Source organism: Kosakonia arachidis (genome assembly GCF_900116535.1).
GTDB classification, from domain to species: domain Bacteria; phylum Pseudomonadota; class Gammaproteobacteria; order Enterobacterales; family Enterobacteriaceae; genus Kosakonia; species Kosakonia arachidis.
The window spans coordinates 677,138-703,583 of sequence record NZ_FPAU01000002.1; the positions used below are offsets into that span (position 1 = coordinate 677,138).

Annotated in this window: 22 protein-coding genes, 1 tRNA gene and 3 rRNA genes; 15 read left to right on the forward strand and 11 right to left on the reverse strand. The window is 52.5% G+C overall.

The genetic code is table 11. The annotated features are described in order from the left end of the window. Window positions 1–27: 27 nt before the first annotated feature. The 7 genes from yhdP to csrD form a co-directional block, all read right to left on the reverse strand. Window positions 28–3,831 (reverse strand): AsmA2 domain-containing protein YhdP, encoded by a 3,804-nt coding sequence (yhdP, locus tag BM427_RS11440; protein ID WP_090121674.1) that lies wholly within the window; start codon window positions 3,829–3,831, stop codon window positions 28–30. A 54-nt stretch (window positions 3,832–3,885) separates the two neighbouring features. Next, window positions 3,886–5,355 (reverse strand): ribonuclease G, encoded by a 1,470-nt coding sequence (rng, locus tag BM427_RS11445; protein ID WP_090121676.1) that lies wholly within the window; start codon window positions 5,353–5,355, stop codon window positions 3,886–3,888. Next, window positions 5,345–5,938, reverse strand: coding sequence for a Maf family protein (locus tag BM427_RS11450; protein WP_090121677.1), 594 nt, complete (start codon window positions 5,936–5,938; stop codon window positions 5,345–5,347). Before BM427_RS11450 ends, rng begins: the two co-directional genes overlap by 11 nt. Before the next feature lie 8 nt (window positions 5,939–5,946). Continuing rightward, window positions 5,947–6,435, reverse strand: coding sequence for a rod shape-determining protein MreD (gene mreD / locus BM427_RS11455; protein WP_061492963.1), 489 nt, complete (start codon window positions 6,433–6,435; stop codon window positions 5,947–5,949). After that, window positions 6,435–7,433 carry a rod shape-determining protein MreC gene (gene mreC, locus BM427_RS11460; RefSeq protein WP_090121679.1) on the reverse strand — a complete coding sequence of 333 codons (999 nt, stop codon included), beginning with the start codon at window positions 7,431–7,433 and terminating at the stop codon, window positions 6,435–6,437. The genes mreD and mreC overlap by 1 nt, the downstream gene beginning before the upstream one ends. Before the next feature lie 64 nt (window positions 7,434–7,497). Beyond that, on the reverse strand, window positions 7,498–8,541 hold the full coding sequence (gene mreB, locus BM427_RS11465; RefSeq protein ID WP_006818047.1) for a rod shape-determining protein MreB: 1,044 nt from the start codon (window positions 8,539–8,541) through the stop codon (window positions 7,498–7,500). A gap of 306 nt (window positions 8,542–8,847) precedes the next feature. Then, entirely contained in the window at window positions 8,848–10,791 is a 1,944-nt protein-coding gene (csrD, locus tag BM427_RS11470; RefSeq protein ID WP_090121680.1) for an RNase E specificity factor CsrD, read from the reverse strand. A gap of 292 nt (window positions 10,792–11,083) precedes the next feature. Here csrD and msrP point away from each other — a divergent pair, with 292 nt between their 5' ends. The 15 genes from msrP (at window position 11,084) to BM427_RS11550 (ending at window position 25,361) form a co-directional block, all read left to right on the forward strand. Further along, on the forward strand, window positions 11,084–12,082 hold the full coding sequence (msrP, locus tag BM427_RS11475) for a protein-methionine-sulfoxide reductase catalytic subunit MsrP (RefSeq protein WP_090121760.1): 999 nt from the start codon (window positions 11,084–11,086) through the stop codon (window positions 12,080–12,082). Further along, complete coding sequence (gene msrQ / locus BM427_RS11480; protein ID WP_090121682.1) at window positions 12,083–12,682, forward strand: protein-methionine-sulfoxide reductase heme-binding subunit MsrQ; 600 nt, start codon at window positions 12,083–12,085, stop codon at window positions 12,680–12,682. It begins immediately after the preceding gene. A 234-nt stretch (window positions 12,683–12,916) separates the two neighbouring features. Next, complete coding sequence (aroQ, locus tag BM427_RS11485) at window positions 12,917–13,369, forward strand: type II 3-dehydroquinate dehydratase (protein WP_090121684.1); 453 nt, start codon at window positions 12,917–12,919, stop codon at window positions 13,367–13,369. A 21-nt stretch (window positions 13,370–13,390) separates the two neighbouring features. Then, window positions 13,391–13,855, forward strand: coding sequence for an acetyl-CoA carboxylase biotin carboxyl carrier protein (gene accB / locus BM427_RS11490; RefSeq protein ID WP_090121686.1), 465 nt, complete (start codon window positions 13,391–13,393; stop codon window positions 13,853–13,855). 10 nt (window positions 13,856–13,865) lie between these two features. Beyond that, complete coding sequence (gene accC / locus BM427_RS11495; RefSeq protein WP_090121688.1) at window positions 13,866–15,215, forward strand: acetyl-CoA carboxylase biotin carboxylase subunit; 1,350 nt, start codon at window positions 13,866–13,868, stop codon at window positions 15,213–15,215. A 108-nt stretch (window positions 15,216–15,323) separates the two neighbouring features. After that, window positions 15,324–15,566 carry a YhdT family protein gene (locus BM427_RS11500; RefSeq protein WP_090121690.1) on the forward strand — a complete coding sequence of 81 codons (243 nt, stop codon included), beginning with the start codon at window positions 15,324–15,326 and terminating at the stop codon, window positions 15,564–15,566. Beyond that, entirely contained in the window at window positions 15,556–17,007 is a 1,452-nt protein-coding gene (gene panF, locus BM427_RS11505; RefSeq protein ID WP_090121691.1) for a sodium/pantothenate symporter, read from the forward strand. The genes BM427_RS11500 and panF overlap by 11 nt, the downstream gene beginning before the upstream one ends. Before the next feature lie 11 nt (window positions 17,008–17,018). Further along, window positions 17,019–17,900, forward strand: coding sequence for a 50S ribosomal protein L11 methyltransferase (prmA, locus tag BM427_RS11510; protein WP_090121693.1), 882 nt, complete (start codon window positions 17,019–17,021; stop codon window positions 17,898–17,900). Between the two features lie 451 nt (window positions 17,901–18,351). Next, complete coding sequence (gene dusB / locus BM427_RS11520; protein WP_090121696.1) at window positions 18,352–19,317, forward strand: tRNA dihydrouridine synthase DusB; 966 nt, start codon at window positions 18,352–18,354, stop codon at window positions 19,315–19,317. A gap of 23 nt (window positions 19,318–19,340) precedes the next feature. After that, window positions 19,341–19,637: a DNA-binding transcriptional regulator Fis gene (fis, locus tag BM427_RS11525; protein ID WP_000462905.1), complete on the forward strand. Its 297-nt coding sequence runs from the start codon at window positions 19,341–19,343 to the stop codon at window positions 19,635–19,637. An 856-nt stretch (window positions 19,638–20,493) separates the two neighbouring features. After that, window positions 20,494–20,715: a putative periplasmic lipoprotein gene (locus BM427_RS11530; protein WP_090121698.1), complete on the forward strand. Its 222-nt coding sequence runs from the start codon at window positions 20,494–20,496 to the stop codon at window positions 20,713–20,715. Window positions 20,716–21,201: 486 nt separating this feature from the next. Continuing rightward, window positions 21,202–22,227: an amino acid ABC transporter substrate-binding protein gene (locus BM427_RS11535; protein WP_090121699.1), complete on the forward strand. Its 1,026-nt coding sequence runs from the start codon at window positions 21,202–21,204 to the stop codon at window positions 22,225–22,227. Between the two features lie 72 nt (window positions 22,228–22,299). After that, window positions 22,300–23,481 carry an amino acid ABC transporter permease gene (locus BM427_RS11540; RefSeq protein ID WP_090121701.1) on the forward strand — a complete coding sequence of 394 codons (1,182 nt, stop codon included), beginning with the start codon at window positions 22,300–22,302 and terminating at the stop codon, window positions 23,479–23,481. Between the two features lie 9 nt (window positions 23,482–23,490). Continuing rightward, the gene (locus BM427_RS11545; RefSeq protein WP_090121703.1) at window positions 23,491–24,594 is read left to right on the forward strand and encodes an amino acid ABC transporter permease; all 1,104 of its coding nucleotides are present in this window, start codon (window positions 23,491–23,493) and stop codon (window positions 24,592–24,594) included. A gap of 8 nt (window positions 24,595–24,602) precedes the next feature. Continuing rightward, window positions 24,603–25,361 carry an amino acid ABC transporter ATP-binding protein gene (locus BM427_RS11550; protein WP_090121705.1) on the forward strand — a complete coding sequence of 253 codons (759 nt, stop codon included), beginning with the start codon at window positions 24,603–24,605 and terminating at the stop codon, window positions 25,359–25,361. A 206-nt stretch (window positions 25,362–25,567) separates the two neighbouring features. Here the strand turns inward: BM427_RS11550 and rrf (BM427_RS11555) are convergent. The 4 genes from rrf (BM427_RS11555) to BM427_RS11570 all read right to left on the reverse strand — a co-directional run. Then, a 5S ribosomal RNA gene (gene rrf, locus BM427_RS11555) occupies window positions 25,568–25,683 on the reverse strand. Window positions 25,684–25,721: 38 nt separating this feature from the next. After that, a tRNA-Thr gene (locus tag BM427_RS11560) sits at window positions 25,722–25,797 on the reverse strand. A gap of 14 nt (window positions 25,798–25,811) precedes the next feature. Then, a 5S ribosomal RNA gene (rrf, locus tag BM427_RS11565) occupies window positions 25,812–25,927 on the reverse strand. 202 nt (window positions 25,928–26,129) lie between these two features. Then, window positions 26,130–26,446 (reverse strand): 23S ribosomal RNA (locus BM427_RS11570); the annotation flags it as partial.

The following is a 26,446-nucleotide window of genomic DNA, read 5'->3' on the forward strand; positions in this document are numbered from 1 at the left end:
TTGAGGCAATTCGCCTATGCCGTCAAATCATTGCGTTTTGTCCGTGCGCGGTTGGCGCAGGACTTCGTTAATCTGCGGCTGATCAACCGGGCCAGTAATGCTGTAGCGCAGAATAGAGACTTTATTCCATAGCGGACCCAGCACTTTACTGGCGGCAAACACTGCCGCGCCTACGATCGGGTTGACGGCGAAAGCAGCTGCCACGCCTACGGTGGCCGAAATTTCTGGTGCCACTACCGCTTCAACATTCAGTTCGCGGCGCACCAGATCGACCGAACCTTTCATCGCGATATCCGCCTCCAGCCCGTCCACCAGCGTATCATCGCTGTGCAGCACGCCATCTTTGATCCATGCGGTGCTGCGGATCGAGTCAAACCAGAACCCTTCGCTGCTGAAAGTATCGCTAAAATCGAAGCGCAGTTTGCGCAGCAGCGCATCGACACTGAACAAGCGCAGTAACTGGCCCGCATGACCAGTGCTGATATCGGTGATCTGCCCTTTCCCCAGCCGCGTACGCAAAATGCCGTTCAGCGACTCTTCCTGCGGCTGCCACGGCGGGCTACGCCAGTGCAGGTCATAGTTGATATCGAAAGAGGAGCCGCGTACCGGCGTCGAGACGCCAAAGAAACTCGCTGCCGAGTCGAATTTCTCGCCGCGCAGCACACCTTTCAGCGACGTGCGTTCTGCCCCTTCCCGATTAATCCATTCGCCGTCTGCTGTCAGACGCGCGGCACCACTGTCCACCAGACCGTTGGTCAGCGTAAGCGTATCGCCATTAATCGAGAAATCACCATCGATGCGACCATATTTTTGTCCCCACAGCCAGCATTCAGCACAGCGCAACTGCAAATCTGGCCAGCCGGTAAAATCAATACGGGTTTTGCCGCGCAGCAACGTCGACGGCGACGAAATGTCATCATCATTCGGCTGCATATTAGACGGATTGTAATAGAGGTAACGGATGGCCGCTTGCCATGGCGCATTATCGCGTAACGTCAGCGTACCGCTAATTTCCCGCGCCTGCGCCTCAATGGTAGAACCGGAAAGCTGCGGCTGCGAGACGATACTCAGGTTATTCCACTGCTGTCCGCCCAGCGTCAGTGCGGGTGTGCGTAACGTGATGCTGGACGGGAAACTCGTTGAATTACTGACATTATTCGCCACACCCTGGCGGAACAGCGCCAGCCACTGTGCGCCATTCATGGCGGGGAGATTCAGTTCCAGCCCCGACTGTGCCGGCAATGGCGGAAGGGTACGGCTATCCGAGGTCCAAATCCCACGATCGAGCGTGAGTTTGTTGTTAAGCAACCAGCGGCTGTTGAAGTGATTATTACTACCAGCATTGCCGGTCAGCGCAAAGCCACGCAGATCGCCATCCACTTTTAGTTTAACCGGCAGCACTTTACCAGCAGCTTTATCCAGCGGCGGCGGCAAAGTGCTGGCGATGTTACTCAGATCGCCATCAATATTGACCTTGTAGGTCGCACCACCGCTATGCGGCAGCTCAATTCCAACATCCCCTTTCCATGCCACGCTGCCGCCGAGCGCAGATTCAAGCTGTGCAGGTAATACGCCCGTGCGCGCGGGCTGCCATTTGCCATTGAGATTGACCGCTACCTGATACGCTTTGTCACCTTCTGTGGTGGAAAAATCAAGGTTCAGAGGTTGATTAAACCAGGTCGCCTGTAATGGTTCGCTTTTCAGGGTGCCATTATCGAAACTAAATTTGCCGCTGAGGTTTTTCAGCGTGCTGTTAAGCGGCTTGATAAACAGGCTATTGTTACGCAACGCCACATCGCCTTTAGCGACGGTCATCTCGCCGTCCAGCGGAATATCAAGGTGTAAGCGAGCGCTTACGTCGCCATCAAGTTGCAGTTCATCCAGTGCGCTGGCCAGCGTATCGTGCAGTGGCGTCTCTTTGAAGTAGGGGCCAACGGCTTTGCCTGGGCCGTTAATATCGGCATCGATCAGCAGATTCTCTTTTTCATAATCAGGAATAACCGCGGTAAGATTACTGGCGATCACACCGCCCAGGGCCGCCTTATCGCTTTTCATCCATAGACCGTCATTGAGAAAATCCAGCTCAATATTCAGATTTTGCAGCGCTGGCCAATCAGGCTGAAAAGCAAAGGTCGCATTGTGCAGCGGTACCAGCACTTCAAACTGACCTTCGTTGTGCTTATAGGGGAATAAGTGCGGGTTGCCGCCGTACACCAGAGTGGCATCCTGTGCCTGCCCGCCTTGAATGGCAGCGCTAAGATACGACACCAGCGCTTTGCCCATCAGGTTTTGCGGGAAGTAGCGCCAGGACTGCCCAGCATCGGAAACATTGATCCCCGCCAGAATACCAAGCCAGGGTTCATCATCCTGCGGCTGGAGATAACGGAAACCTCCGTGCACATGTAGCGCGTTCGCCTGCACATCAATGTTATGCCCATCAATCTGGAAGCCATGTTCGTTCTTCTGCCAGTTCAGCGTGGCGTCCGCTTTCTCAATCTCCAGCGGCTCCGGGAACACGCCGACGTACGGCATTTTCGCCTGCGTCACTGCACCCGTTAAGCGCCCATCAGCGAGGCTGCCTTCCAGCTTGCCGCTGAAATGTTCAACGCCCGGCAACAACTGCCACTGTTTCCAACGGATATCTTTCCACTGTGCCAGGAAACGCGTTTTGTCGGTTGCTTGTAACGGGATATCCAGTGCCAGTTGCTCCAGCGAACCTTCCGGTTGCATAGTGCGCCAGATATCGTACAGGGACGGCGAGATCTTCTGCGCAATCGGCAGCAGCCCTTCCAGCCCACTCAACTCAAGGTTGTTGGCGCGAACGCGGAATTCATCGCTGCTCACCCCGCCCACTTCCTGCGCCGGAACCCAGGCGAAACTCAGCGCACCCTGCGGCCATGCGTGGTCATCAATAGCGATACGTGTTACCGGCACATCAAACTGCCAGCCTTGCTGTTGACGGGAAACATGGGCGGTCAGGTTATCGACCGTCAAACGGTGGGTTGTTGACTGCTCTCCCTGCCAGCTTGCACCGCCTTTTTTCAGCCATACATCGCCGCTTTCCACCACGCCTTTATTCAGCGTCATCCAGCCCTCAAGGCTAAAACGGGCAGAATCGAGTGCCACGTTGTCCTGCATCCACCTGCCGAGCCATGGTTTAACATCGATATCATCAGCTTGCAGCCAGACACGGCCATTATTCAGTAGCCCGTTGTCGTCGCGGAGATCCATCCGAACCTGCATCACACCATGCTGCCCGGTCAGGCTAGAGAGACTGACTTGCCCCTCGGCGCGGTGACGATCGTTGCCGTTAAGCCATGTAAGCTGCGGGATCGCCAGTTCGGCGCGTTGGCCGGAAAGCGTCAGAAAACTGACGCGGCTATCGCGAAGATCGAAATGATCGAACTGGCGTAAGAAGAGGTCGCCGATACGATCGCTGGCAATCGGCTCACCGTTGTCATTCCGTTGCAACGGCGTATTGGTGCGCGCGACCAGTTGATAAAAGGTGAGATTACGGAACTGCCAGCGCAGGTGGAGCAGGCTCTGCCAGACATCCAGCGCCAGCGTTACGCGCTTAACGGAAAGATCGCCGCCGTCATTCAAGCGGGCTTTAATATCGCGCACTTCCAGCTCAGGGCCGAAATTCTCCCAGCGCGCCTGCAACTGACTGGCCGAAACCGGAATGCCGGTTTGCGCCGTAATTCGCGTCAGGATTGCCTCGCGCCAGTTATCCAGGTGCGGCAACACCAGGCGCAAACCACTCACCAACAGCGCCGCGATAACAATCAGCGTCGCCCCTGTGAGCAGCAATATCCCCGGCAGTCGCCTCACGCCTCTCTCCTTGTCAACCCTATCAAACCCTCTCGTGCCGCAGCACGTTGCGCATTACATCATGACTACGTCAAACTGCTCCTGATTATAGAGCGGCTCGATTTGCACTTTTACCTGCTTGCCGACGAAGATTTCCACTTCGGCCAGCGCGTGCGACTCTTCACCTTTCAGGGTTTCCGCTACCGCAGGTGAAGCATAGACCAGGAAGCGATCGGAATCGTAGGCATGATGGACGCGAACGATCTCGCGCATGATCTCATAGCACACAGTTTCCACGGTTTTCACCGTTCCCCGGCCATGACAGGTGGGACATTCTTTACACAGGACGTGCTCCACACTCTCGCGTGTGCGTTTGCGGGTCATCTCTACCAGCCCAAGCTGGGAAAAACCGTTGATACTGGTTTTTACCCGATCTTTACTCAGCGCCTGCTCCAGCGAATGCAGCACGCGACGGCGGTGATCCTCATTACTCATATCAATAAAATCAATGATGATAATGCCGCCAAGATTACGCAAGCGTAGCTGCCGGGCGATCGCCTGAGTGGCTTCGATGTTAGTGTTGAAGATGGTGTCATCAAGGTTGCGATGGCCGACAAATGCGCCGGTATTAATATCGACAGTGGTCATCGCTTCGGTTTGATCAATGATGAGATAGCCGCCAGATTTCAATTCGACCTTACGCTCCAGCGCACGCTGAATTTCGTTTTCCACATCGTAGAGATCGAAGATCGGCTGGCGACCGCTGTAATGTTCCAGTTTGCTGGTCATTTCCGGAATGTATTCGGCCGTAAACTCAAGCAACGCCTCAAAGGTCAGCCTCGAATCAACGCGGATACGATCCAGATGCGCATCGGCAAAGTCGCGCAGTACGCGCTGAGCCAGTGCCAGTTCGCCGTAGAGTTTACAGCGCGTCTGCTGGCGCTTTTTGCGCTCCATCACTTTCGTCCAGACACGCTTAAGATAAGCAGCATCAGAAGAGAGATCCTCTTCGCACACGCCTTCAGCGGCAGTACGAATAATAAAACCGCCCTGCTCATCGCAGTAGCGGGCCACCACCTGCTTCAGACGGTCGCGTTCGGCCTCACTTTCAATACGCTGGGAAACGCCAACGTGCGCCGCACCCGGCATAAACACCAGATAGCGGGACGGCAGCGTAATATCTGTGGTGAGGCGCGCGCCTTTGGTGCCGAGGGGATCTTTGACCACCTGCACCATCAGATCCTGCCCCTGGCGAACCAGTTCGGAGATATCGCGAACGGTGAAGTTTTTCTGCTCTTCCCCGGCGACGCATTCGGTGTGCGGCATAATGTCGGAGGCGTGTAGAAACGCCGCCTTTTCCAGACCAATATCTACAAAAGCCGCCTGCATACCCGGAAGTACCCTGCTGACACGACCTTTGTAGATATTGCCTACTATCCCGCGCCGTGCTTCGCGCTCGATATGAATTTCCTGAAGAATACCGCCGTCAATATAGGCGACGCGTGTTTCCGATGGTGTAACGTTGACCAACAATTCAGCCGTCATGATTATCTCCCCCTTCACGCAGTGCGTTAAAATTGCTCAGCAATTCCCAAGTTTCCACCAGCGGTAAACCCACAACGGCATGATAACTACCGTTAATTTTCCTGACGAAACACCCACCCAGCCCCTGAATGCCGTACGCGCCGGCTTTATCCAGCGGTTCTTTGCTTTCGACGTAGGCGGCAATATCCTTTTCTGATAACGCTCTGAAGGTCACTTCTGTTTCCACCAGACAATCGAGCAAGTGCTGGCGATCGGCCAGTGCCACAGCGGTCATGACCTGGTGTGTTTGCCCGGAAAGCAAACGTAACATACTGGAAGCATGCGAGGAGTCTTTCGGTTTTTCAAGCACTTCACCATTAAATATCACAATCGTGTCCGCGCCTAACACTGGCAAATCACGCGGCACCATCGCTACGCCCGCCTGCGCCTTCTCACGTGCGAGGCGCAGAACGTACTGCCGCGGACTCTCCTGCGACTGACGTTGTTCTTCAATTCCCGGAACGATACGTTCGAAAGCCACACCCAATTGAGTGAGCAGTTCCTGACGACGGGGGGAGCCGGAAGCAAGCCAGATATGTGTCATAACAACCTTTATTGCACCGCAAACTGCTGGCGGATCTTACGCATTAACAGGAAGAGCCACGGCCAGAGCACGCCATTTACGAGGCTACTCCAAAAAATGTCGGGCTTGAACGAAACGTTAATTACCAGGAACTCAGCCCAGAAAACAATGACTTCAGTCGCCAAGGACAACAACATGACCACCAGCGCCTGTTGCCAGAGCGCCAGATTACGGAATAACTGAAATTTCAGTGCAACCAGATAGGCGACAATGCTTAATGACAACGCACGAACACCCAAGGTGGATCCGCTAATCAGATCCAGTATGGCACCCATAGCGAAACCCGTACCGACATTTACGCGGTGCGGGAGCGCCAGGATCCAGTAAAGCAGAATAAGTAGCACCCAGTTTGGCCGGTAAACAATAATGTCGTCCGGCCAGGGCATGATTTGAAGCAACAGAGCAATGAAAAACGAGAGCCAGATAACCCAGCGCCCCTGGCTACGGTAACTTGCCACTATTGCCCTCCCGGAGAGAGTTGCGGAGGCGGCTGTGTAATACCGGTTGCCGGAGCAGGCATCGGCGCAGGTGGCCCCATCACGTCAGGCGAAGGCAGAACCTGCGGCATCATTTGCAGCAGACGTTCATTCGCCACGCGATGCACATCTTCCGGCGTCCGTGGATTGGTGCCGTTACGATCCGCCCCCCACAGCAGCAATAGATAACGTAAACGTTGCAGCCCCGCCGTCGGACGCGCCTGAATCACCGTGTACGCACGCTGCGTATCCAGTTTCACCGATGAAACAACGGCAACCGGGTATCCTTCAGGGAAACGACCACCAAGGCCGGAGGTAACCAGCACATCACCCACGCGAATATCGGTGTTCGCGGGCAGGTGTTCCAGTTGCAGATCATCGGTGCAGCCGTTGCCGGCGGCAATCACGCGGATATCGTTACGCAGAACCTGAATCGGCAGCGCATGCGTCGCATCGCAAATCAGCAGCACGCGGCTGGTCAGTTTCGCTACAGCGATTACCTGACCGACGACGCCTTTGTCGCTGATCACGGGTTGGCCTTCGTAAACGCCGTTCGCGCTGCCCTTATCGATCACAACCTGATCGCTGTACGGATCGTTCACCGTCGAGATCACCTGGGTCACCATCTTCTGCTCATCCTGACGCAGTGGCGATCCCAGCAGTTCACGCAGACGCGCGTTCTCTTGTTTGTACTGCCCTAACATCAGCAGTTCGCTGTTTTTCAGCAGCAGTTCCTGACGCAACGCCCGGTTTTCAAGCTCGAGCTGGTCACGCGATGCCAGCGTTTGCGACACGCTATCGAGTAATTCACGGGGACCATTGGAAATAAAATAGAAGGGACTGACGGCAGTATCCATGTACGTTCTGATCTGGCTGAACATACCGAGGCGGCTGTCGGCAATGATGACTCCAAGCGCTACCAAAACCGCCAGAAAAAGGCGAATCTGTAGCGACGGGCCACGGCTAAAAATTGGCTTCATAGGCTTTGCGTATTCTCAGGCCAGACAGAACCGGAGCGAGAGGTCACTCCGGTTCTGACGCGGACTATTCTTCGCTGAACAAGTCGCCGCCGTGCATGTCGATCATTTCCAGCGCCTTGCCGCCACCACGCGCTACACAGGTCAGTGGATCTTCTGCAACCACAACAGGAATACCGGTCTCTTCCATCAGCAAGCGATCAAGGTTACGCAACAGTGCACCACCACCGGTCAATACCATACCGCGTTCGGAGATATCGGAAGCCAGTTCTGGCGGGCACTGTTCCAGGGCAACCATCACCGCGCTAACAATACCGGTCAGCGGTTCCTGCAGTGCTTCCAGGATTTCGTTGGAATTCAGGGTAAAACCGCGCGGTACGCCTTCAGCCAGGTTACGGCCACGCACTTCGATTTCACGGACTTCGTCTCCCGGGTAAGCAGAGCCGATTTCGTGTTTGATACGTTCAGCGGTTGCTTCACCAATCAGGGAGCCGTAGTTACGACGGACATAATTAATGATCGCTTCGTCGAAGCGGTCGCCGCCAATACGCACGGAAGAGGAGTAAACCACGCCGTTAAGAGAGATAACCGCGACTTCCGTGGTACCACCACCAATATCCACAACCATAGAACCGGTCGCTTCAGATACCGGCAAGCCTGCGCCGATCGCGGCCGCCATCGGCTCTTCAATCAGGAAGACTTCACGCGCGCCTGCGCCCTGTGCGGATTCACGAATCGCCCGGCGTTCAACCTGGGTCGCGCCAACCGGCACACAAACCAGCACTCGCGGGCTTGGACGCATGAAGCTGTTACTGTGCACTTGTTTAATAAAGTGCTGCAACATTTTTTCGGTCACGAAGAAGTCAGCAATAACACCATCTTTCATCGGGCGAATCGCTGCGATGTTGCCCGGTGTACGCCCAAGCATCTGTTTCGCTTCATGACCCACTGCGGCCACACTTTTCGGTGAGCCGGCACGATCCTGACGAATGGCCACCACGGACGGCTCATTCAATACGATGCCTTGTCCTTTTACATAAATCAGGGTATTCGCGGTACCCAGGTCAATGGACAGGTCATTGGAAAACATGCCACGAAATTTTTTCAACATACTAAGGGATAATCCTGAAAGCTGGGGCAGATACAAAATCCGCTTACTTTACCAACCACACGCAGCAGCGACAAGGCGTAAGAATCATCTGCTACGGTGAAAATTAGTGCAGTTTGTTTCCTTTGTTGCAAAACGACACGTCTTCGACTGGAACCAGAAAAAAACTTCTGTTCCGGCGTATTGCTTTTGCGTTATTTCAAAGGTCAAACCGGCTTTTTATTACTGTTGCAATCCGGCGGGCAGACAAGCACACCCCCAAAAATGACAGCGCGCGTTATTCTACGTGAAAACAACTCAAACAGCAGTTCAAACCGAGTATCTTTGCGAATATTTTTTCACATTGGTATCGAGCGGTTGAGAAGTCGCGAAAAAATCGCCCTGTCCCCCGACAACTCCCCGCTCTACCAACGTAAGCCATTCAGCCCGTGCTCGAACGCCTGTCGCGAAAACGCGTGTCCGCGTGCCTTTGCACGCCTCCACAAGACTCTGAACCAGCAACTGATTTTCGGTACGCTTTTCAATATTCCTGACCAGTCCCGTATGCAGCTTTAATAACTCCACATCCAACACTTTAATCCAACTGGTGCTCACCAACGTCAGACCCGCTTGCACTACCGCTACGCGCGCGCCCAGAGCGTTAATTAATCGCACAACCGACTGTAACTGGCTGATGTGTTGACAAACATCAGCCTCAGCAAGTTCAAAAATAATTCGTTTACGTTGAGATTTTTCGCATTCCATTAATGTGTCACGCAGCCAGCGCTGAAAACGCGGGCGTACGAGAGACTGAACTGTCACCTGCATCGCCAGATTTTCTTCCGGCCAAAATTTCAGGAAGGGAATAAGACGGGTGATCTGCTGACGGTCATACTCTTCGGAGAGCCCAAACTGAAACACCATCGGCATATATTCTTCGGCGATCACCTCCTGTTCACCATCGAAAATACGACACATCAGTTCACGGTGATGCACCAGCCCGTCGCGATTAACAGCGGGTTTTTGATAAACGCGCGGCCCACCCCGGCTCAGCATTTGTTCTATCAGCGTCCGCCAGCGCACATTGCCACGCCCTTGCTCGGGTAATGAGTCATCATAAACTGACCAACTGTTACCACCCTGCAATACCGCATTACGCGCCGCAGCTTCCGCATGCTCCATCACTTGTTCCGTTGACTGGCCGCTACGCCATGCACAAACGCCAATGTGCATAATATCTTCGCGGTTTTGTGCCTTATTATATGGTAGCCCATCGACAGATTTCAGAATCTGTCCGGCGATACTTTCCGCTTCCTTTAATGTTCGGTGTGGCAACAGCACGGCAAAATCGCTGCGTTGATAGCGTGCTAGCAGCGCACCAGGGTAACGCATAATAAAAGTAGAAAGTAAGTTGATGAGGGTGAAAAAATACTCTTCCGCCGCCGTGTGCAGCCCCCAGCTCTCACGCATGAGATCAAAATCTGGCAGGCGGATCATCATTACGACCCCATGCGAACCTACTTTTTCCTGATCTTCCAGCAAGGTCGCCAGTTGGTTATCAAAAAACAGACGGTTGTTCAGACCGGTACGTGTATCTTGTGCTGCATAAGAGCGGATCAGCGTATCCATCCGACTGCGCTGATCGCTGGCGAACTGAATATCGGTCAGCAGCACATCCAGCGCGCTGCTGGTGCGTGATGGCCATTCGTAGATACTGCCGCGAACCTGCGGGCCTCGCTCGCCATTGAGGATCCGCGTTGCTCGCCTTTCCAGCAGTTCCTGTCCGGAAAGCTGACGATGCAGCCAACGCACAGCAAGAAAGATAATGATGATCATAAAACCGATCGCGACAGTCAGCGGTGCCGCATTGGCCAGTGAACGAAAGTAGTTGGCCATCGGATCCAGGTAGATAAGTGAAATCGTGAGGCCGGGGTTTTTCAGCGCCGAAATGCGCAGTTCATGGGTCTGCAAACTACTGCCTGCCGGACGGTAGCTCCCGTTGTGCGCATAGCTGAGCAGGGTTTTCTTCCCCTGCTTTACCTCAATTTTAATAATATCCAGCGGCACCATAAGCTCATCAAGCTGAGGCGAAAGCCGGTTAACAGGCGTAGAAATCAGGCGGGTATCCACAATCGCCGCGACCGCTGCCACACGGTTAGCGACCTTGTTTTGTATGGCATTATAAAAGCTCAGTGAGCAGCCGATCAGCATGACGAAAATCGCCAACGCGGTCAGCAGCGTTACAAAAGCGGAAAATTTCGTCGTTAATCGCATCCCTGTGTTAACTCCGTTATTTTAAAGAAAAGGACGATACCGACCCAGAGTTTCTTAAAAAGTAAGCACTAACTTTCAAATCTAACCGCGATATAGAAGAGTCAGGAGTAAAATTAGAAAAATCCGAGGCCGTTTTTACCCCTGCGAGTATAGCCCTCATAAATATTTTTCCAATCAGCAATCACAGGGATGAATGTTTTCGGCAAATGATGTCCAATGTTTGGTAACACACTCCCACTCGCGCTATCGCATCGCTTACACCATGCTCATTAAAAAATTCGCCGAGGATGCTATGAAGAAAAAACTGACTGAAGCCGACGTAACTGCTGAATCTGCATTTATGTTACAGCGCCGTCAGGTGCTAAAAATGCTGGGTATTGGCGCGACAACGCTAAGTTTATCGCCGATGGCGCAGGCGGATCTGCTGGATTGGTTTAAAGGTCATGACCGTCCGAAAGCTCCTGCAGGAAAACCCCTCGACTTCAGCCAGCCGGCACAGTGGCAAGCCAAACTCGCATTAACACCGGAAGATAAGGTCACTGGCTACAATAACTTTTATGAATTTGGTCTGGATAAAGCCGATCCCGCAGCGAATGCCGGGGGGATGAAAACCGATCCCTGGACATTGACCATTGATGGCGAAGTAGCGAAACCGTTAACCCTCGATCACGCAGAGCTGACGTCGCGCTTCCCGCTGGAAGAGCGCATTTATCGCATGCGTTGTGTCGAGGCGTGGTCGATGGTCGTACCGTGGATCGGTTTCCCACTGCATAAGCTGTTGGCGCTGGTCGAACCCACCAGCAACGCAAAATATGTCGCTTTCGAAACGCGTTACGCGCCGGAGGAGATGCCGGGTCAAAAAGATCGGTTTATCGGTGGTGGGTTGAAATACCCCTACGTCGAAGCCCTACGTATAGATGAAGCAATGCATCCCTTAACGCTGCTGACAGTGGGTGTCTATGGCAAAGCGCTACCACCGCAAAATGGCGCGCCGATTCGGCTGACCGTTCCGTGGAAGTACGGTTTTAAAGGCATAAAATCAATCGTCAGCATTAAGCTCACCAGTAAACGGCCCCCCACCACCTGGAATCTCGCCGCGCCGGACGAATATGGTTTTTACGCTAACGTGAATCCCCATGTGGATCATCCGCGCTGGTCGCAAGCAACGGAGCGCTTTATTGGTTCCGGCGGCGCGCTGGATGTAAAACGCCAGCCAACATTATTGTTTAACGGCTACGCTGAAGAAGTGGCTTCGCTTTATCACGGATTGGATCTACGGGAGAATTTTTGAGTGCGTTTAACGGCAAAACAGGTTACCTGGCTTAAAGTCGCCTTACATCTGGCGGGTCTATTGCCTTTTCTCTGGCTGTTCTGGGCGGCAAATCAGGGCTACTTTAGCGCCGATCCGGCCAAAGATATTCAGCATTTTACCGGCAGAATGGCACTGAAATTCCTGCTGGCAACGCTGTTGGTTACACCCCTGGCGCGCTATGCGAAACAACCTTTATTGATCCGCACACGGCGACTGCTCGGGCTGTGGTGTTTTACCTGGGCGACCCTTCATCTGACCAGCTATACGTTGCTGGAGCTCGGCATCAATAATCTGACGTTGCTCGGCCAGGAGCTGATCACGCGTCCTTATTTAACGCTAGGAGCCATAAGCTGGCTGATTTTGCTGGCGCTGGCGGCCACATCAACGCAATGGGCACAGCGCAAAATGGGCAGGCGCTGGCAACAATTACATAACTTCATCTATCTGGTGGCGATCCTCGCCCCAATTCACTATCTTTGGTCCGTAAAGATTCTATCCCCGCAACCGCTCCTGTACGCCGCTACCGCGATCGTGCTTTTAGCATGGCGTTACAAGAAGTTCCGCCAATGGTGGCGTTAATGCAGCAATTTGTGCAGTTTACCGCAAATCTATTATCCTTGGCGTCCATATATCAGCCAGGTGGTTAATAATCTTCCCTGATAAGACCAGTATTTTGCTGCCAAATGCTACGAAATCGTTATAATGTGCCACTTTGGTTTTCACGGCAGGGTTTTCGGACTTTAACAACGTGACAACCACGCAACCAAGGTATATTTTGTTTTTTACCGGAAAATTGCAGGAGATAGCAGCACAATGGCGGACAAATTGCGTATTTTGCTTTTGAACGGCCCCAATCTGAATATGCTGGGAACCCGTGAACCCAAAACTTACGGTTCGCTCACTCTGCAGCAGATTGTTAACCGTTTAACAAATGAAGCGGAAGCGCTAAACGTCACGCTCACGCATTTTCAGTCGAACGCCGAGTTTGCGTTGATCGACCATATTCATCAGGCAAAAGACACTGCGGACTTCATCCTGATCAATCCGGCCGCTTTTACGCATACCAGCGTCGCGCTTCGTGATGCGTTGCTGGCGGTGGATATCCCGTTTATCGAGATCCATCTGAGTAATGTCCATGCGCGCGAGCCATTCAGACATCACTCTTATCTCTCCGATATTGCTGTCGGCGTTATCTGTGGATTAGGAGCCGATGGTTATACATACGCTTTACAGACAGCGGTAAAACGCCTGTCACAAACACACTAAACAAGAGTACGGAACCCACTCATGGATATTCGTAAGATTAAAAAACTGATCGAGCTGGTTGAAGAATCAGGCATCTCCGAACTGGAAATCTCTGAAGGCGAAGAGTCTGTTCGCATCAGCCGCAGCGCGCCGAATACTGGCTACCCGATGATGCAGGCTTATGCTGCGCCGGTAGCTCAGCCTGCACTGGCAGCCGCTGTCGTACCAGCTGCAACTGCTACGGAAGCACCTGCTGCTGCCGCAGAAATCAGTGGCCACATCGTACGTTCCCCGATGGTTGGAACCTTCTATCGCACTCCGAGCCCGGACGCGAAAGCGTTTATCGAAATCGGCCAGAAAGTCAACGTGGGCGACACCCTGTGCATCGTTGAAGCCATGAAAATGATGAACCAGATCGAAGCGGATAAAGCAGGCGTGGTGAAAGCCATTCTGGTGGAAAGTGGCCAACCGGTTGAATTTGACGAGCCGCTGGTCGTCATCGAGTAACGAGGCGCACATGCTGGATAAAATTGTTATCGCTAACCGTGGCGAGATCGCACTGCGTATTCTTCGTGCCTGTAAAGAACTGGGCATCAAGACTGTCGCTGTGCACTCCACTGCGGATCGCGATTTAAAACACGTACTGCTGGCGGACGAAACGGTTTGTATCGGTCCGGCACCGTCCGTGAAAAGCTATCTGAATATCCCGGCGATCATCTCTGCTGCCGAAATCACCGGCGCTGTGGCGATTCACCCGGGTTACGGTTTCCTTTCAGAGAATGCCAACTTTGCTGAGCAGGTTGAACGCTCCGGCTTTATCTTTATCGGCCCGAAAGCCGACACCATTCGCCTGATGGGCGACAAAGTGTCCGCGATTACCGCTATGAAGAAAGCCGGCGTGCCGACCGTTCCGGGTTCTGATGGCCCGCTCGGCGATGATAATGACGTTAACCGCACACATGCTAAACGTATCGGTTATCCGGTAATTATCAAAGCCTCCGGCGGCGGCGGCGGTCGCGGCATGCGCGTTGTGCGTAAAGATGCCGATCTGGCGCAGTCCATCGCCATGACCCGTGCGGAAGCGAAAGCCGCTTTCAACAACGACATGGTGTACATGGAAAAATACCTGGAAAATCCTCGGCACATCGAGATCCAGGTGCTGGCAGACGGCCAGGGCAACGCCATCTATCTGGCCGAGCGCGACTGCTCCATGCAGCGCCGTCACCAGAAAGTGGTCGAAGAAGCGCCAGCGCCGGGCATTACCCCGGAACTGCGTCGCTATATCGGCGAACGCTGCGCCAAAGCCTGTGTCGATATCGGTTATCGCGGGGCGGGTACGTTCGAGTTTCTGTTTGAAAACGGCGAGTTCTACTTCATCGAAATGAACACCCGTATTCAGGTTGAGCACCCGGTTACCGAGATGATCACCGGTGTTGACCTGATCAAAGAGCAGTTGCGCATTGCAGCCGGTCAGCCGCTCTCCATCAAGCAGGATGAAGTTGTGGTCAGAGGCCATGCGGTGGAATGCCGTATCAACGCCGAAGATCCGAATACCTTCCTGCCAAGCCCGGGTAAAATCACGCGCTTCCACGCGCCGGGTGGTTTTGGCGTTCGCTGGGAATCGCACATTTATGCCGGCTATACCGTGCCGCCGTATTACGATTCCATGATCGGCAAATTGATCTGCTACGGTGAGAGCCGCGATGTGGCAATTGCGCGCATGAAGAATGCGTTGCAGGAGCTGATAATCGACGGTATCAAAACCAACGTGGAGTTGCAGACACGCATCATGAACGACGAGAATTTCCAGCACGGTGGCACCAACATCCACTACCTGGAGAAAAAACTCGGCTTGCAGGAAAAGTAATCTGCAATCACCGCAAAAGGCCGGATTTTCCGGCCTTTTTTCTTTTTCTCTCCCCTCATCTTTTCCATAGGGTACAATCCCCGCTTTCTTCATCCACAAGGGAAAAAAATGGACAATCGTTTTGTTCAGGCCCACAAAGAAGCCCGCTGGGCGCTGTGGCTGACCCTTCTTTATCTTGCTGCATGGTTAGTATGCGCTTACCTACCAGGTACGGAACAGGGATTCACCGGGCTGCCACGCTGGTTTGAGCTGGCCTGTCTGTTGACGCCGCTGGTCTTTGTGCTGCTGTGCTGGGCAATGGTGCGCTTTATCTTCCGGGATATTCCGCTGGAGGATAATGATGCAGGGTGAAATTATCGCCGTACTGGTTATCTACCTGATCGTAGTATTCGGTCTCTCCTTTTATGCTATGCGCCAGCGCACCAAAGGCGCATTCCTGAGTGAATACTTCCTCGGCAGCCGTTCGATGGGCGGTTTTGTGCTGGCAATGACGCTGACGGCAACCTATGTCAGCGCCAGTTCATTCATCGGCGGGCCGGGTGCAGCCTATAAATTTGGCCTCGGCTGGGTGTTGCTGGCGATGATCCAGGTGCCGACTATCTGGCTCTCTTTGGGTATCCTCGGCAAAAAGTTCGCCATACTGGCGCGTCGTTACAATGCGATTACTCTGAACGACATGCTGATGGCACGCTACCAGAACCGTGCAGTTGTGTGGATCGCCAGCCTTACCCTGCTGGTTGCCTTTGTCGGCGCCATTGCCGTGCAATTCATCGGTGGTGCACGTCTGCTGGAAACTGCCGCCGGGATCAAGTACGAATCTGGCCTGCTGATCTTTGGCATCACCATTGCGTTGTACACTGCATTCGGCGGTTTTCGTGCCAGCGTACTCAACGATACGATGCAGGGGATGGTGATGTTGATTGGCACGTTGGTGCTGCTGATCGGCGTGATCCATGCCGCTGGAGGGCTCCACCGTGCGGTGGAGACACTACAACAGATCGATCCGCAACTGGTAAGCCCGCAAGGCGCCCACGATATCCTTTCACCTGCATTTATGACCTCATTCTGGGTGCTGGTATGCTTTGGCGTAATTGGCTTGCCGCATACCGCCGTTCGCTGTATTTCCTATAAAGACAGCAAATCTGTTCATCGCGGTATTATTATCGGCACTATTGTCATCGCGCTGTTAATGCTGGGAATGCATCTTGCAGGCGCCCTTGGTCGCGCCGTGTTGCCGCACCTTTCGGTACCCGATCAGGTGATCCCAACGTTAATGGTCGAAGTTCTACCGCCCTGGGCTGCCGGGCTGTTTCTTGCTGCGCCGATGGCGGCGATTATGTCTAACGTCAATGCGCATTTATTGCAGGCTTCGGCCACGATCATCAAAGATCTGTGGTTAAGCGCCCAGCCGACTAAAATTCGTCATGAACCGCGTTTAAAACGGATCTCCACCGTGACAACCCTGGTACTCGGCGTACTGATGATGCTGGCAGCATGGCGCCCGCCAGAAATGATTATCTGGTTAAACCTGCTAGCGTTTGGCGGTCTGGAAGCGGTATTCCTGTGGCCGCTGGTTTTGGGGTTGTATTGGGAGCGGGCGAATGCTGCTGGCGCATTGAGCGCCATGGTCACAGGCGGCATACTGTATGCCGTTCTCGCCACGTTTAATATTCAGTACCAGGGCTTTCATCCAATTGTGCCCTCGTTGCTGTTAAGTTTGCTGGCCTTCGTCGTCGGGAACCGTTTTGGTCAACCTACGCCGCAGACCCCGACTGCTTCTATTAATGAATAAAGAGTTACGACATGCCATGGATCCAACTGAAACTGAACACTACCGGCGCAAATGCTGAAGATCTGAGCGATGCTTTGATGGAAGCAGGTGCGGTATCCATCACGTTCCAGGATACACACGACACACCGGTGTTTGAACCCTTGCCAGGCGAAACCCGCTTGTGGGGCGATACCGACGTTATCGGCCTGTTTGACGCCGAAACAGAGATGGCCGATGTGGTGGCCCAGCTTGCACTGCACCCACTGCTGGGCGAAGGCTTCACCCATAAAATCGAGCAACTGGAAGATAAAGACTGGGAGCGCGAATGGATGGATAACTTCCACCCAATGCGCTTTGGCGAGCGGTTATGGATCTGCCCAAGCTGGCGCGATGTACCAGACGAAAATGCGGTCAACGTGATGCTCGATCCAGGCCTGGCGTTCGGTACCGGTACTCATCCTACGACTGCGCTGTGCCTGCAATGGCTGGACAGCCTCGATCTGAGCGGCAAGACAGTGATCGACTTTGGCTGCGGCTCAGGGATCCTGGCGATCGCGGCGCTGAAACTGGGAGCGGCAAAGGCGATCGGCATTGATATCGATCCGCAGGCGATCCAGGCAAGCCGCGACAATGCAGAACGTAACGGGGTATCCGATCGTCTGGATCTGTATCTGCCACAGGCGCAGCCTGAAGCTATGAAAGCCGATGTGGTGGTCGCTAATATACTGGCTGGGCCTCTGCGTGAACTGGCACCATTAATCAGCGTACTGCCCGTTGAGGGTGGCTTGCTGGGGCTTTCCGGTATCCTCGCCAGCCAGGCTGAGAGTGTCTACGATGCTTACGCCGAACTCTTCACGCTCGATCCGGTGATTGAGAAAGAGGAGTGGTGCCGTATCACTGGCCAGAAGAAGTAGTGCTTAAGCGTGGCCTGCGGGCCACGTTATTTATCTGTCGTCAGTGTGTGGGCGAAACATCCTTTGACAATTTTCCCGTCGCAATGCGGATGCTTTTTCTTGTTTATCATAGCCCGCTAAAGCCGATGTTTAGCGGCCTGACCGCGAAAAAACATCACCATAAAAATGGGAGCGAGTTCGCAAAATCGGCTTTTTTCTGCTGTAAAAAACGGCAGTTCTGCTGCTGATGGCCAGAGAAAAAACGATAACTCGCGCGAATTTATTAGTTACGTGAAATTTTTATATTTATGATAACCACATGAAATATATAATTTAATTACAGAATTACTTTGGCAGACTGGTGATTCCTTGATCTACAACAGAGGATTGCTCAAAGTTTGGCCTTTCATCTCGTGCAAAAAATGCGTAATATACGCCGCCTTGCAGTCACAGTATGGTCATTTCTTAACTCATGCGCATCGGACACCACCAGCTTAGAAATCGCCTGATCGCAGCCCCTATGGCAGGTATTACCGACCGGCCGTTCAGGACGCTGTGCTACGAGATGGGAGCAGGTTTAACCGTATCCGAGATGATGTCGTCTAACCCGCAGGTATGGGAAAGCGATAAGTCCCGCCTTCGGATGGTGCACATTGATGAACCCGGTATTCGCACTGTGCAAATTGCAGGGAGCGATCCTGATGAAATGGCGGAAGCCGCACGTATTAATGTGGAAAGCGGCGCCCAGATTATTGATATAAATATGGGTTGCCCGGCAAAGAAAGTGAATCGCAAGCTGGCAGGCTCGGCTCTGTTGCAGTACCCGGATCTGGTGAAGTCTATCCTGACCTCGGTAGTGAATGCAGTGGATGTGCCTGTTACGCTGAAGATTCGCACAGGCTGGGCTCCGGAACACCGTAACTGCGTAGAAATTGCCCAACTGGCCGAAGAGTGTGGTATTCAGGCTCTGACCATTCATGGACGCACCCGCGCCTGTTTGTTCAACGGAGAAGCTGAGTACAACAGTATTCGGGCAGTTAAGCAGAAAGTTTCCATTCCGGTTATCGCGAATGGCGACATTACTGACCCGCTAAAAGCCAGAGCTGTACTCGACTATACGGGAGCTGATGCTCTGATGATAGGACGTGCAGCTCAGGGAAGACCCTGGATCTTCCGGGAAATCCAGCATTATCTGGACACTGGGGAGCTGCTTGCCCCTCTGCCGATGGCAGAGGTTAAGCGCTTGCTTTGTTCGCATGTTCGGGAATTGCATGACTTTTATGGTCAGGCAAAAGGGTACCGAATTGCGCGTAAACACGTCTCCTGGTATCTCCAGGAGCACGCTCCAGATGACCAGTTTCGGCGCACATTCAACGCCATAGAGGATGCCAGCGAACAGCTGGAGGCGTTGGAGGCATACTTCGAAAATCTTGCGTAATGAAATAAAGAGCTGACAGAACTATGTTCGAACAACGCGTAAATTCTGACGTACTGACCGTTTCTACCGTTAACTCTCAGGATCAGGTAACCCAAAAACCACTCCGTGACTCGGTAAAACAGGCACTGAAGAACTATTTTGCTCAACTGAATGGTCAGGATGTCAATGACCTGTATGAGCTGGTACTGGCTGAAGTTGAACAGCCACTGTTGGACATGGTGATGCAATACACCCGTGGTAATCAGACCCGCGCGGCGCTGATGATGGGCATCAACCGCGGCACGCTGCGTAAAAAACTGAAAAAATACGGCATGAACTGATAATAATCAGTTAACTGTTTGTTTTAAAAGGCGCTACTCGGCATGGGATAGCGCCTTTTTTATTATTGATACAGATGCTTATACGAGGAATTTAAATCATTCTTTTGTGCGGCTTTCATCTACAGGATGCAGCGCGGATGAAGAGCACGCCCTGTCTTCACTGTAACGCTGGCTGGGCAGGGTCGCTACGTTGTGCCAGTCTCATCCGTCTCTCTCGTAATCGTCTTTTTTCATGACTGCGGCCAGTGCCTCTGCAATGCCTTTACAGTTCATAAGATAAGCCCTTAAACATTGCTCCTTACGATGCGATCGTCACGCTGATCAAAACGATGAATCTGAACGTTGTGGCAGATCGAGCGCAAATGGAAGTGAAACTGACTTTTCTCACTGAACTGACCTGCTACACGCTACACGCTACACGCTACAAAGTTATTTATTAGGGAAACGAGTAAATGCGGAATCCATTACCGCTTATGGTAATAAGCTTAACCAGCAGGATTATTTTTTCCTGAGAATAATTAAGCAGTTAAATAAAGCAACTTAACGACACTTTTATTTTCCCTGAGCGATAAACTGGATTATTATTCGCGTGCAGTCAATTTCACAATGCTGTTCCAGGCTGGCCATTAATCAATACGTTGTAGTTGAAGCAGAGCTATTTTTATTGTCCGTTTCATCTTTTCTGCATTTTCTCTTCCCGGCAGCACTTTTCTCTCCATGATTTTTACAGTGCACATACTTTGAGATTATTACACCAGGGAATCGCCGATGCTGGATGGTAAAATAATCAACATCGACTCAGTCGAGATATCACGGGTATTGATATCGGGAGTTGTGTTAATTTCGAGGTAACATTATGAAAAATTTCATCGCTGTAGCATTGCTAACAACGCTGCTTGCCGGTTGTGCTCATGATTCTCCTTGCGTGCCAGTGTATGACGATCAAGGTCGCCTGGTACATACCAATACCTGCGTGAAAGGAACAACTCAGGATAACTGGGAAACTGCCGGAGCAATTGCGGGTGGCGCAGCGGCACTGGCTGGTCTGACGCTCGGCATCGTGGCCTTGACCCGATAAATTGATAAAAGCGCGGCTCACCGCGCTTTTTCTTTTTTTGCTTTATTGTGGTGCACTCTTTTTCGCACCAGTAAATGAACAGCATGTCGTTCCTGCCGTTATTCAAAAATAAACCATTAACCGCCGTGTATTAGTATCCTGTTTTTTATATACCCGCCCTTTATCCGTGAGCTGATTCACAAACTCTATCCCTTCACTATATTGCTTATATTCACCAACGAAACCAGTTTGTTAAAAAAAAGTAATTCATGTGATTTTTTTGCTCCACTTTGTGGCATAGGTTGTAATTTTGCACCATTGCGGAGCGGTGGTTTTATTTTTTCCTGTCTACACTCTCAATATTGCGTATACGCCCCTTTCAAACACGTCATTCGCAACATTGGCATTCCCTTTGCTTAAGAGAGTATGGCCATAGCCACAGACAGGTTTCAGGCGTTTCACGGACGCCTTTTATAACGATAAATTTTTCGCCACACAGGATACATTATGAAAAAGATGATGATCGCCAGCCTGGTCGCTGCAGGTGCGCTGTTTGCTCTTGCAAATCAGGCGCATGCAGGTACAACGCTGGATGCCGTTAAAAAGAAAGGTTTTGTACAATGTGGTATCAGCGACGGCCTGCCTGGCTTCTCCTACGCGGACGCGAGCGGTAAATTCACCGGTATCGACGTAGACGTTTGCCGTGGCGTTGCCGCCGCCGTTTTCGGTGACGACAGCAAAGTGAAATACACCCCGCTGACCGCGAAAGAGCGTTTTACCGCGTTGCAGTCCGGCGAAGTGGATATTCTTTCTCGTAATACCACCTGGACTTCTTCCCGCGATGGCGGCATGGGGCTGTCATTTACTGGCGTAACTTATTACGACGGTATCGGTTTCCTGACCCATAACAAAGCAGGCCTGAAAAGTGCGAAAGAGCTGGATGGTGCAACCGTTTGTATTCAGGCCGGTACAGATACCGAGCTGAACGTGGCGGATTACTTCAAATCCAACAACATGAAATATACCCCGGTCACCTTCGATCGTTCTGACGAATCGGCAAAAGCCCTGGAGTCAGGCCGTTGCGATACGTTGGCTTCCGACCAGTCTCAGCTGTATGCGCTGCGCATTAAACTGAGCAACCCGGCAGAGTGGATCGTCCTGCCGGAAGTGATTTCTAAAGAGCCGCTGGGCCCGGTTGTTCGCCGTGGCGACGACGACTGGTTTGCCATCGTGCGCTGGACGCTGTTCGCGATGCTGAATGCGGAAGAGATGGGCGTTAACTCGAAGAACGTTGATGAGAAAGCCGCAAACCCGACGACACCGGATATGGCTCACCTGTTGGGCAAAGAAGGTGACTTTGGTAAGGATCTGAAGCTTGATAATAAATGGGCTTACAACATTATCAAGGAAGTCGGTAACTACTCCGAAGTGTTTGAACGTAACGTAGGTTCTGAAAGCCCGCTGAAAATCAAACGTGGCCAGAACAACCTCTGGAATAACGGCGGTATCCAGTACGCTCCGCCAGTGCGTTAATTCGCAAGTGCTGTAACGGGCACCACTTCGCGTGGTGCCCAGCCCAGAGTCATGGTTACTGAGGTTTTTGCTATGTCCCATCGCCGCCCAACCGTGAAAGGCTCCTTCACCCTTTCTAACCCTGCGGTTCGTGCCTGGCTGTTTCAAATCCTTGCGATTGTCGCCGTGGTCGTTATCGCAATCTATTTGGTACACAACACTGTTACTAACCTGAACAATCGCGGGATCACATCTGGCTTTGCGTTTCTCGATCGCGCCGCTGGTTTCGGTATTGTTCAACACTTGATTGATTATGAGCAGGGTGACACCTATGGCCGGGTGTTCCTTGTCGGTTTACTTAACACCTTGCTGGTCTCGGCATTGTGTATTGTCTTCGCCTCTTTCCTCGGCTTCTTCCTTGGCCTGGCACGACTGTCGGAAAACTGGTTACTGCGAAAACTATCGACTATTTATATCGAAACCTTCCGCAATATCCCGCCGCTGCTGCAAATCTTTTTTTGGTACTTTGCCGTGCTGCGGAATCTACCCGGCCCGCGCCAGGCGGTAAACGCAATGGATTTGCTGTTTTTGAGCAACCGTGGCCTTTATATCCCTTCACCACAAATGGGCGAAGGTCTATTGGCTTTTGCTGCCGCTGTTATCGTAGCAGCGATCATTTCTGTCGGTCTGTTTCGTTTTAATAAAGCACATCAGATCAAGACCGGTCAGTTGCGTCGTACCTGGCCGGCTGCGCTGGGGTTGATTATTGTGCTGCCCCTTATGACGCACTGGTTTTTTGGCGCAGCATTGCACTGGGATATTCCGCAACTGCGCGGTTTTAACTTCCAGGGCGGAATGGTGCTGATCCCGGAACTTGCTGCGCTGACGATTGCGTTATCCGTTTATACCTCCGCGTTTATCGCCGAGATTATCCGTTCTGGCATTCAATCCGTTCCTCATGGTCAGCATGAGGCCGCGCGTTCTCTGGGACTGCCGCATCCGGTGACACTGCGCCAGGTCATTATCCCTCAGGCATTGCGCGTCATTATTCCGCCGCTGACCAGCCAGTATCTGAACATTGCGAAAAACTCCTCTCTGGCGGCCGCTATCGGCTACCCGGATATGGTGTCACTCTTCGCAGGAACGGTGCTGAACCAGACCGGTCAGGCCATTGAAACCATCGCTATCACCATGTCTGTTTATCTGCTTATCAGTCTGTCGATCTCGCTTCTGATGAACATTTATAACCGTCGCATTGCACTAATTGAGCGCTAAGGAATTACGATGACAAAAGCTATTCTGTCTCCCTCTGCGCGCCAGATACCTGCAAAAAACAATGGCGCGGTGATGTGGGTGCGAAAAAATCTGTTCTCCAGTTGGTCGAACGCGTTGCTAACGCTCGTGTGCCTGTGGCTGATGTGGGAGCTGATTCCACCGCTGCTGCAGTGGATGTTCTTTCAGGCGAACTGGGTGGGTTCAACCCGGGCGGACTGTACAAAAGCAGGCGCATGTTGGGTGTTTATTCATGAGCGTTTTGGCCAGTTTATGTATGGTCTCTACCCGCATGAACAGCGGTGGCGTATTAATCTGACGCTGATTATCGGCCTGCTCTCGATTGTGCCCATGTTCTGGAAATCTTTACCGTATCGTGGCCGCTATATTGCCTGCTGGGCCGTTATCTATCCAATCGTTGTCTGGTGGTTAATGTTCGGCGGCTTTCTGGGGCTGGATCGCGTTGAAACCCGCCAGTGGGGCGGCCTGACACTGACGTTGATTATCGCTTCTGTCGGCATTGCCGGTGCGCTGCCGCTGGGCATTTTGCTGGCGCTAGGTCGTCGTTCAAAAATGCCAGTCGTGCGCGTGCTGTCGGTTGTGTTTATCGAGTTCTGGCGCGGTGTACCACTAATCACTGTGTTGTTCATGTCTTCGGTCATGCTGCCACTGTTTATGTCGGAAGGAACCAACATTGATAAGCTGATCCGCGCATTGGTCGGTGTGATCCTGTTCCAGTCTGCTTATGTGGCGGAAGTGGTACGCGGCGGTTTGCAGGCGCTGCCAAAAGGTCAGTACGAAGCCGCAGAATCTCTGGCGCTGGGCTACTGGAAAACGCAGGGACTGGTGATTCTGCCGCAGGCGCTGAAGCTGGTGATCCCAGGCCTGGTGAACACCATTATTGCGCTGTTTAAAGATACCAGCCTGGTGATCATCATCGGTCTGTTCGATCTTTTCAGCAGCGTACAGCAGGCGACGGTCGATCCGGCATGGCTCGGCATGTCGACTGAAGGCTATGTATTCGCCGCGTTAGTTTATTGGGTTTTCTGTTTTAGCATGTCGCGCTACAGCCAGCATCTGGAAAAGCGCTTTAACACCGGGCGTACACCGCACTGAGGATCACCATGAATAATATGATTATGCAACCTGCCGACGCGATGATTACGCTCGATAATGTGAACAAGTGGTATGGGCAGTTCCATGTCCTTAAGGACATCAATCTGAACGTTAAGCAGGGTGAACGTATTGTACTCTGCGGCCCTTCCGGTTCAGGGAAATCAACGACTATCCGTTGTATCAACCATCTGGAAGAACATCAGCAGGGCCGTATCGTTGTTGATGGTATCGAGCTGAACGAAGATATCCGCAATATTGAAAAAATTCGCCAGGAAGTGGGCATGGTTTTCCAACACTTCAATCTATTTCCGCATCTCACCGTATTACAGAACTGTACGCTGGCACCGATTTGGGTGCGTAAAATGCCGAAGAAGGAAGCTGAAGCGCTGGCAATGCATTATCTTGAGCGTGTGCGTATTGCTGAACATGCGCACAAATTTCCCGGACAGATTTCGGGTGGTCAACAGCAGCGTGTGGCGATTGCCCGCTCGCTATGCATGAAACCAAAGATCATGCTATTTGATGAACCCACGTCAGCGCTGGATCCGGAAATGGTGAAAGAAGTACTGGATACGATGATTGGCCTGGCACAATCTGGCATGACGATGCTGTGCGTAACCCATGAAATGGGCTTTGCCCGCACCGTCGCTGATCGCGTGATCTTTATGGATCGCGGTGAGATTGTTGAGCAGGCACCGCCTGAAGAGTTCTTTGCGAACCCGAAATCAGAACGTACCCGCGCTTTCCTGTCGCAAGTTATCCACTGATTGTTATCGCTGTGTTCCAGGGCCACCCGTAGGGTGGCCTTTTTTATTACTCTCGTTCTAATGTTAAGGGTTTACAAGATGTCGTTGCAGCACAACGTTCAGCATACCCCAACAATTGGGCCTAATCAGGATGATGATATTGATGAATAAATAACAGATAAAGCAAAAGGCCCTGTCTTTCGACAGGGCCTTTTGCTTTTTTTGATGCCTGGCAGTTCCCTACTCTCGCATGGGGAGACCCCACACTACCATCGGCGCTACGGCGTTTCACTTCTGAGTTCGGCATGGGGTCAGGTGGGACCACCGCGCTGTTGCCGCCAGGCAAATTCTGTCTAAGTGCCGAACCTTAACCGCTATAACTGGTGCTGATACCCAGAGTCGAACTGGGGACCTCACCCTTACCAAGGGTGCGCTCTACCAACTGAGCCATATCAGCACGCTAAATTTGATGCCTGGCAGTTCCCTACTCTCGCATGGGGAGACCCCACACTACCATCGGCGCTACGGCGTTTCACTTCTGAGTTCGGCATGGGGTCAGGTGGGACCACCGCGCTAGTGCCGCCAGGCAAATTCTGGTGCGCGAAACGAATCTTTTCCACTGAGACTGTGTTGGCTGCTCTTGCGAACTCAGTCACATACCACCGTATGCTCCTTCCTTCGCCGCGTTTGCCGCCTTGCCTCAGCGTAAAATCTTTCGTTTCCGCTAATCTGTATCAAAGCTGAATATTGTTCGTCTTCTCAATTCCGCCAAAACATCTTCGGCGTTGTAAGGTTAAGCCTCACGGTTCATTAGTACCGGTTAGCTCAACGCATCGCTGCGCTTACACACCCGGCCTATCAACGTCGTCGTCTTCAACGTTCCTTCAGGAGACCTAAAGTCTCAGGGAGAACTCATCTCGGGGCAAGTTTCGTGCTTAGATGCTTTCAGCACTTATCTCTTCCGCATTTAGCTACCGGGCAGTGCCATTGGCATGACAACCCGAACACCAGTGATGCGTCCACTCCGGTCCTCTCGTACTAGGAGCAGCCCCCCTCAATTCTCCAGCGCCCACGGCAGATAGGGACCGAACTGTCTCACGACGTTC